Here is a 5,116-nt window from a genome sequence, read left to right as displayed (position 1 = left end):
GGGGGCAAGGCAGGCAGAACCTTGTCCAAGGTGATGGGAAATTCACGCACTCGCACGCCGGTCGCGTTGTAAATGGCATTGGCGATAGCAGCCCCCGCACCGCAGACGCCGAGCTCGCCGAGACCCTTCGCGCCGAGTGGATTGGCCTTGTCGTCATGTTCCTCGAGGAAGACGACCTCCATCTCGGGGACGTCGCCATTGATCGGGACGTGATACTCCGCAAGGTCGTGATTGACGAAGTGGCCGTAGCGCCGGTCGAGCACCGTCTGCTCCATCAGCGCCGCACCGATCCCCCAGGTCATGCCGCCGATGATTTGCGAGCGCGCGGTCTTGGCGTTGAGTATACGGCCCGCGCCCATCACAGCCAGCATCCGGCGCATGCGGATCTCACCGGTATCGCAATCGACTGCGACCTCGGCGAAATGTGCTCCATAGGAATGCTGCGAGTAAGCCTTGTATGACTGGGTGGCGGCGCCTGCGGCTACGGAGCCTTCGGCCTCGAGCCCGTCGGGAGCGATCCTCCGGATGAGGTCGGCCAGGCCTGCCGACCGCTGGCCGAACCTGACCTCGCTGTCGGCAAAGCTTGCCTCGGTGGCGTTCGCGCCGTGCAGTGGCGAGGCTTCGCTCGACCGCGCCGCCTCCACGATCCGTTGCTTGAGGGCGTTGCAGGCGTTATGCAGCGCCGAACCCGCGCTTGCCGCGCCCCAGGAACCGCCGGAGCCGGCGGTACGCGGGAAGCGGCTGTCGCCGAGCTCCACTTTGACGGACGAGATCGGCACGCCGAGATTTTCCGCAGCGATCTGAGTCAGGATCGTATAAGTGCCGGTCCCAATATCGGTCATGTCGAGCCGCGCCGTCACCCGACCGTCCCGGTCGAGTGCAACCCGCGCCGTCGCCGCGCCGATGTAGTTCGGACGGATCGCCGCCGCCATGCCGTAGCCGATGAGCTTCCGGCCCTCTCGGGTGCGGCCGGGTGTCGGGTTTCTCCGCTCCCAACCGAAACGGCGGGCGCCGTCCTCCATGCAGGCGACGAGATTGCGGGTCGAGAACGGCACGCCGCGCTCGGGATCCTGTTCCGGTTCGTTGCGGATCCTGAGTTCGATCGGGTCCAGGCCGAGCCGCTCGGCAAACTCATCCATGGCGCATTCGAAAGCAAGCATGCCGGGCGCTTCGCCGGGCGAGCGCATCCATTCGCCGCGGTTGATATCCAGCGGAACCAGGCGATGGCGGGTGAGACGGTTCGGCGCCGCGTAGAGCGAGCGGGCAAAAACTGCCGTTTGCTCGCAGTACTCCTCGAAGCTGGACGTTGCGGACCAGACATCGTGCGCGACCCCGGTGAGCCGCCCATCGGTGTCTGCGCCGAGACGTACCTGTTGGATCATCTCTGCGCGGTGACCGGCATTGGCGAACATCTGCTGTCGCGTCAGCGCGATCTTAACGGGACGCTGCAGGACCTGCGCTGCAAGCGCGGCCAGGATTGTATCGGAATGGGCAATCAGCTTGGAGCCGAAGCCTCCGCCGATGAACGGGCTCACGATGCGCACACGCTCGGGCGGGATGCGAAGCGTGCTGGCGATCCCCGCCCGGAAGTTCGCCAGGGTTTGCGCCGATGTATGGATCGTCAGCTCGTTGCCTGACCAGGCGGCGAGCGTCGCATGGGGCTCCATCGGATTGTGATGTTCGAAGGGGGTCCGGTAAGTAGCATCGATCTTGACCGGAGCCGCCGCAAAGGCACTCTCGAAGTCGCCGACCACACTGTCGGTCTCGAAGCCGGCGTTGGTCCGCTTCGGTGCATAGGCGTCGGCCACACGCCCCGGCAAATCGTAGAGGCCCGGCTCCTCGTCGTAGCGCACTTTGATGAGGCCCGCCGCAGCGCGTGCCGCCTCGAACGTCTCCGCAACGACCAGCGCGACCGGCTCGTCGTAGTAGCGCACCCGGTCGCTGTTGAGCGCGGGGCGGGCGCGCGTGAAGACCTCCGGTGCGGTCGGGGTGACCGCCGGGCCGAAATCCGGCTGGGCCGGCGCATTGCGGTGCGTCATGACGAGCAGCACTGCCGGCGCCCGTTCGGCTTCGGCCGTGTCGATCTCGGCGATGCGCCCCTTGGCGACGGCGGCGCCGAGAATATAGCCATAGGCTGTGCCATCCAGCGCATTCTCGTAGGCGTAGGTGGCATTACCAGTCACTTTGAGCGGACCGTCGATGCGATCGACTGGGCGCCCGATAACGCCATTGCGTGATTCGGAAGGACGGATCTCGCTGGTCTTCGTCTCTGTCATGGTGTCACCTCATGTACTCTCGGCGGCGGCCGCGAGCGTGTGCCGCATCGTCCGTTTCGCCAGCGGGATCTTGAAATCATTGCCGCCATATCCGACGGCTCCGGCGAGCGCGGCTTCGGCCGCATCGGTAAAGGCGCCGTCGGACGCCGCCGCTCCTGCGAGCATGCGCTCCGCCTTCGTTGCGCGCCAGGGCTTCGCTGCCACGCCGCCCATGGCGATCCGAGCGCTTAGGACACGGTCGCCGCTTTTCTCGACGATTATTGCCACCGACACCAGCGCGAAGGCGTAGGAGGCACGGTCGCGCACCTTGCGGTAAACCTGCCGGCCGGGTGGCGGCGGCGGCAGGGTAACCGCGGCGATCATTTCGCCGTGGCCGAGCACGGTTTCCACATGGGGCATCGCCTCTGGCAATCGGTGGAAATCGCCGATCGGGATCGTGCGGGTCTCGCCGCCGGGCGATATGGTCTCGATCCTGGCGTCGAGCCCGGACATGGCGACCGCCATGTCGGAGGGATGCACCGCGATGCAGGCTTCGCTCGCGCCAAGTACGGCGTGCATGCTATTGAAGCCCTGAAGCGCCGCGCAGCCCGAACCCGGCTCGCGCTTGTTGCAAGGCATGTTGCGATCGTAGAAGTAGGGGCAGCGTGTGCGCTGCAGGAGATTGCCGCTGGTCGAGGCCTTGTTGCGTATCTGGCCGGACGCTCCCGCCAGCAGCGCTTGCGTGAGCATCGGGTAGCGTGACCTCACCCGCGGATCGGCGGCGAGATCGCTGTTGCGGACCTGGGCGCCGACCCGAAGCCCGCCTTCCGCCGTCTCCTCGATTCGATCGAACGGCAGCCGGCTGATGTCGACGAGATGCGCTGGGCGCTCGATCTCGAGCTTCATCAGGTCGAGCAGATTGGTGCCGCCGCTGATGAACTTGGCGCCCGGCCGGGCCGCAACCGCGGCGGCTGCCTGCTCGGCATTTGCCGCACGTTCATAAGTGAAGGACTGCATTGCTCACGCCTCCTCTGCCGCGTCGCGGATTGCAGCGACGATGTTCGGATAAGCGGCACAACGGCAGATGTTGCCGCTCATCCGCTCGCGGATCTCGGCATCGCTGAGAGCGACAGAAGCCGCCGCCACGTCCGCGCTCGCGTGGCTCGGCCAGCCGGCCCTGGCCTCGCCCAGCATACCGACCGCGGAGCAGATCTGGCCCGGCGTGCAATAGCCGCACTGGAAACCATCGCGGGCGACGAAGGCGGCCTGCACCGGATGCAGCCGGTCACCCTCGGCAAGGCCCTCGACCGTGGTGATCTCGTCGCCTTCATGCATTGCGGCAAGCGTCAGGCAGGAATTGATCCGGCGCCCCTCGACCAGCACCGTGCATGCGCCGCACTGGCCGTGGTCGCAGCCTTTCTTCGAGCCGGTGAGACCGAGGTGGTTGCGCAGGGCGTCGAGCAGCGTCGTCCGCAGGTCGAGTTCGACGGCAAGATCCTTCGCGTTGATCCGCAGGGACATCGGCATCGTCGGTACCGGCGTGGGCGAGGCGGCCGCCGTGACGCTGTCGGCCGGCTCGGCGTCAACCGGTATACCGGTAGCCAGGAGCACGCCGGTCGCCACCCCGCCCTCCAGCACCATCCGACGAGTCGGCCCGCTCCTGTTGTCTGTTCTGGCCATGCATGATCTCCCAGTCGCAGTTCTGTCACTCATCGACACTGGAGGTGGGGGTGCGGCCGGCGGCTTTCTTTCAAGAAACCGGCGGCAATGTCAGGATTCCGGAGAAGAATTCACCCGATAGGCCCGAGGCGTCATCCCCCTGAGACGCCGGAACGTCGTGGTGAAGTGGCTTTGGCTTGAAAAGCCGAGCCGAAAGGCAATGCTACCGATCGACAAACCCGTTTCGCGCAGCAGCATCTCCGCTCGCCGCACGCGTTCCTCGATCACATAGGCATAGGGTGCAAGGCCGGTCGTCGCTTTGAAACGACGCGCAAAACTGTCGACGGCCATGCCCGCGACGGCTGCCAGCTCGCTTAGCGAAACGTCGGAATGCATATGTGCATCGATGTAAGCCCGAACTCGACCAAGCGCCCGACGGCTGAGGCAGCCGTGACGCAGAGAAGGATGTTGATCCCGGTTCAGAATGGCCACGCGGAGGCTGACCAGGGCGACCAGATGCTCGACATAGGCAGTGTCCGGCTTGTGGCCGAGTGCCATCTCGTCGCGAAGCGAACTCAGCAGCGTGGCGATCACCGCGTCTTCCTTGTTCACCAGGATCGGCAAATCTCTCAGGCGTTCGCATCCGGGAAGCCCGATATCGGGATCGATCCATAAGGCTGAATAGGAAAGGTTTACATCGCGATAGAAGCCGAGCCGCTCCGCGCCTGCGGGGACGAAGGTGAGGGCTCCGGGACGATCCATTCCGTCGTAGAGGGATCTTGCCTCGTGCCGGATGGATGTATGGGACGTTCCGCCTTCTTCGGTCAGCACGATCAGATGATGAGGGGCTGTCCATCGGAGTTCCGCCTCCCGGCACGCCCACCGCCGATTGTCGAATACAATCGAGGAGCTGCCCCACGACGCGGTCTGCAGGGGCTCCGATTTCTCTTCCTGGCTCCGAACCCGTCCGTTACCAAGCAACGGTCTGAATGACATCGCGGCATCCCGCTGGTTCACTCGCGGAGCCGTGGTCAGCTCCGGCTTGAGCGCTGTGCGCCGCCCCGCCGCTACGCATATGGCGGCTTATGTGGGACAGGCATCGTGCGTTGGTAACCGCGCCGTGTTCAAGAAGTCGTGAGATCAGGAAAATCCAGCGCGCCTCCTGTCAATCACCGAGCCCATCGCGAATGGCGCAGAAATAG

4 protein-coding genes are annotated in these 5,116 nt (G+C 65.3%); all 4 read right to left on the bottom strand.

Annotated features, from left to right (window positions below):
- Nucleotides 1-2,276 (bottom strand): xanthine dehydrogenase family protein molybdopterin-binding subunit (locus tag EOA85_RS27110; RefSeq protein WP_164759910.1); only part of this gene is annotated, 2,276 nt, incomplete at its 3' end.
- A 9-nt stretch (nt 2,277-2,285) separates the two neighbouring features.
- On the bottom strand, nt 2,286-3,272 hold the full coding sequence (locus EOA85_RS27105; RefSeq protein ID WP_127211819.1) for a xanthine dehydrogenase family protein subunit M: 987 nt from the start codon (nt 3,270-3,272) through the stop codon (nt 2,286-2,288).
- A 3-nt stretch (nt 3,273-3,275) separates the two neighbouring features.
- Nucleotides 3,276-3,935, bottom strand: coding sequence for a 2Fe-2S iron-sulfur cluster-binding protein (locus EOA85_RS27100; RefSeq protein WP_127211818.1), 660 nt, complete (start codon nt 3,933-3,935; stop codon nt 3,276-3,278).
- 90 nt (nt 3,936-4,025) lie between these two features.
- Nucleotides 4,026-4,910, bottom strand: a complete 885-nt coding sequence (locus EOA85_RS27095; protein WP_127211817.1) for an AraC family transcriptional regulator — start codon at nt 4,908-4,910, stop codon at nt 4,026-4,028.
- Nucleotides 4,911-5,116: the final 206 nt, after the last annotated feature.

Origin of the sequence: Mesorhizobium sp. M5C.F.Ca.IN.020.29.1.1, from assembly GCF_003997375.1 — a bacterium.
Classification (GTDB): Bacteria; Pseudomonadota; Alphaproteobacteria; order Rhizobiales; family Rhizobiaceae; genus Mesorhizobium; species Mesorhizobium wenxiniae.
This window is presented reverse-complemented; position numbering and strand designations above follow the sequence as displayed.

What these genes read in the sequence shown, in the direction of transcription:
- EOA85_RS27105 (WP_127211819.1), bottom strand. Translation starts at nt 3,272, where the DNA reads ATGCAGTCCTTCACTTATGAACGTGCGGCAAATGCCGAGCAGGCAGCC.
- EOA85_RS27100 (WP_127211818.1), bottom strand. Translation starts at nt 3,935, where the DNA reads ATGGCCAGAACAGACAACAGGAGCGGGCCGACTCGTCGGATGGTGCTG.
- EOA85_RS27095 (WP_127211817.1), bottom strand. Translation starts at nt 4,910, where the DNA reads ATGTCATTCAGACCGTTGCTTGGTAACGGACGGGTTCGGAGCCAGGAA.